Here is a 2633-nt window from a genome sequence, read left to right on the forward strand (position 1 = left end):
TGGTCGCGGCGTGGATCAGGGCCGACACCGGGGTCGGGCCCTCCATGGCGTCGGGCAGCCAGGTGTGCAGGAAGAACTGGGCCGACTTGCCCATGGCGCCAATGAACAGCAGCACCCCGGCGAGGTCGAGCGCCGACCAGGTGTGGCCGAGGAATTCCCAGCCCGTGCCCTCGCGCGCGGCGATCATCGGGAACAGTTCGGCGAACTCGATGGTGCCGAACATCCAGAAGACGGTGAAGACGCCCAGGGCGAAGCCGAAGTCGCCGACCCGGTTGACCACGAAGGCCTTGATGGCGGCGGCCGAGGCGGTGGACTTCTTGTACCAGAAGCCGATCAGCAGATAGGACGCCAGCCCGACCCCTTCCCAGCCGAAGAACAGCTGCATGAAGTCGGCGGCGGTGACCAGCGCCAGCATGGCGAAGGTGAACAGCGACAGGTAGGCGAAGAACCGCGGCTTGTCCGGGTCTTCGGCCATGTAGCCCCAGCTGTAGAGGTGGACCAGCGACGACACCGTCGTGACCACGACCAGCATCACCGCCGACAGGGCGTCGATGCGGATCGACCAGTTCGACTGGAAGTCGCCGACGTGGATGAAGGGCGCGATGTGGACCGTGAACGGCTCCAGATGGCCCCAGGTCCACTGGCTGAAGACGATCCAGGCCACGGCGCAGGAAACGAACAGCAGGCCGGTCGTGATGGACCTGGACAGCAGGTCGCCCAGGCGCCGGCCGGACAGGCCGACGATGGCCGCGCCGAGCAGCGGTGCGAAGACGCCGAGAGTGACGAGAAGCTCGAGGTTCACGATCAGCCCTTCATGACCGAGGCGTCGTCGACGGCGATGTCGCCGCGATTGCGGAAGAAGGTCACCAGAATGGCCAGGCCGACGGCGGCCTCGGCCGCGGCGACGGTCAGGACGAACATGGCCATGACCTGGCCGGAGACGTCGTTCAGATAGGCCGAGAAGGCGACGAAATTGATGTTCACCGCCAGCAGGATCATCTCGATCGACATCAGGATGATGATGACGTTCTTGCGGTTCACGAAGATGCCGAAGACGCCGATGGTGAACAGGATGGCGGCGACCGCCAGATAGTGCTGCAGGGTGACTTCCATCAGATCAGATCCTCTGCGGAAACGCCCGCGCCGGTCGTCGCGCCCTTGACCTCGACGGCGGTCTTGCGGTCGCGGTTGACCTGGTCGTGGGCCTTCTGGCGCTTGATGTTGGGCTTGTGGCGCAGGGTCAGGACGATGGCCCCGATCATGGCGATCAGCAGCACGATCCCCGCGGCCTGGAAGATGTAGACGTAGTCGGTGTAGAGCACCCGGCCGATGGCTTCGGCGTTGGTGGCGTCGGCGGCCGCGACGGCCGGGGCCGTGGCGTCGGCGGCGGCCCCGCCGTTCACGACCACCAGCGAGACCGTGACCATCTCGGCCAGCAGGATGCCTGCCACGATGGCGGCCAGCGGCAGGTAGCGCGCATAACCCTCGCGCAGGCGCACGAAGTCGACGTCCAGCATCATGACCACGAACAGGAACAGCACCGCGACGGCGCCGACGTAGACCACGACCAGCAGCATCGCCAGGAACTCCGCGCCGAGCAGGACGAACAGCCCTGCCGACGAGAAGAAGGTCAGGATCAGCCACAGCACGCTGTGCACGGGGTTCTTCGCGGTGACGACCATCAGGCCGCCCACCACGGCCACCGCCGCCAGCAGATAGAAGGCTATTCCGGTCAACATCTGAGGCCTTCGCCCCTTTCGGTTATGGCCGGCGATCCCCTGCGGAATCGCCCGGCCCGTTCAGCGGTTGCGCCTTAACGGTAAGGCGCGTCGAGTTCCAGATTCTTCGCGATCAACCGCTCCCAGCGGTCGCCGTTCGAAAGCAGTTTTTCCTTGTCGTAGAGCAGCTCTTCCCGCGTCTCGACGGTGAATTCCGAGTTGGGGCCCTCGACGATGGCGTCCACCGGGCAGGCCTCCTGGCACAGGCCGCAGTAGATGCATTTGACCATGTCGATGTCGTAACGGGTCGTGCGGCGGCTGCCGTCGGCGCGCGGTTCGGCCTCGATGGTGATGGCCTGGGCCGGGCAGATGGCCTCGCACAGCTTGCAGGCGATGCAGCGTTCCTCGCCGTTCGGATAGCGGCGCAGGGCGTGCTCGCCGCGGAAGCGCGGCGACTGCGGGTTGCGCTCGAACGGATAGTTCACGGTGGCCTTGGGCCGCGCCATGTATTTCAGCGACAGGCCGACGGCGCCGATCACGTCGATCAGCATCGCGCCCTTCGCGGCCTGGACGAGACGGGTCAGCATCAGTCGTTCTCTCTTTCGACGCCGCGGCAAAGCTCTTCCTTGCGCGGGTCCTCATCCTTGGTGATGCGGCACAGGCGTTCGCGTTCGGCCTGCTGGCGCTCGATCGCCTCCTGCCGGCGCTGCCACTGGGCCGCCGAGACCGGTTCCGGCTCGTAGGTCGGGATGGCGCAGGCGGCGGTCGACACCGCCACGCCCATCACCATCAGGGTCAGGAGCCGGCTCATGCGCCCACCCCGAACACCCGCCAGGCGGCGACCACCACCACGGCCACCAGCGAGGTCGGCAGGAAGATCTTCCAGCCCAGCCGCATGAGCTGATCGTAGCGGTA

Annotated in this window: 6 protein-coding genes; all 6 read right to left on the reverse strand. The window is 66.3% G+C overall.

Annotated features, from left to right (window positions below):
* Positions 1 to 802 (reverse strand): proton-conducting transporter membrane subunit (locus VGD32_RS12150; protein WP_331032145.1); only part of this gene is annotated, 802 nt, incomplete at its 3' end.
* A 2-nt stretch (positions 803 to 804) separates the two neighbouring features.
* The gene (nuoK, locus tag VGD32_RS12155; RefSeq protein ID WP_331032146.1) at positions 805 to 1113 is read right to left on the reverse strand and encodes an NADH-quinone oxidoreductase subunit NuoK; all 309 of its coding nucleotides are present in this window, start codon (positions 1111 to 1113) and stop codon (positions 805 to 807) included.
* Positions 1113 to 1739: an NADH-quinone oxidoreductase subunit J gene (locus VGD32_RS12160; RefSeq protein WP_331032147.1), complete on the reverse strand. Its 627-nt coding sequence runs from the start codon at positions 1737 to 1739 to the stop codon at positions 1113 to 1115. The genes nuoK and VGD32_RS12160 overlap by 1 nt, the downstream gene beginning before the upstream one ends.
* A gap of 74 nt (positions 1740 to 1813) precedes the next feature.
* Positions 1814 to 2305 carry an NADH-quinone oxidoreductase subunit NuoI gene (nuoI, locus tag VGD32_RS12165; protein WP_331032148.1) on the reverse strand — a complete coding sequence of 164 codons (492 nt, stop codon included), beginning with the start codon at positions 2303 to 2305 and terminating at the stop codon, positions 1814 to 1816.
* On the reverse strand, positions 2305 to 2529 hold the full coding sequence (locus tag VGD32_RS12170) for a hypothetical protein (RefSeq protein ID WP_331032149.1): 225 nt from the start codon (positions 2527 to 2529) through the stop codon (positions 2305 to 2307). The genes nuoI and VGD32_RS12170 overlap by 1 nt, the downstream gene beginning before the upstream one ends.
* Positions 2526 to 2633: NADH-quinone oxidoreductase subunit H (locus VGD32_RS12175; RefSeq protein WP_331032150.1), on the reverse strand; the 108-nt coding region annotated here is incomplete at its 5' end. The genes VGD32_RS12175 and VGD32_RS12170, both read right to left, overlap by 4 nt.

The organism is Brevundimonas sp., assembly GCF_036402095.1.
In the GTDB taxonomy this organism is placed as follows: domain Bacteria; phylum Pseudomonadota; class Alphaproteobacteria; order Caulobacterales; family Caulobacteraceae; genus Brevundimonas.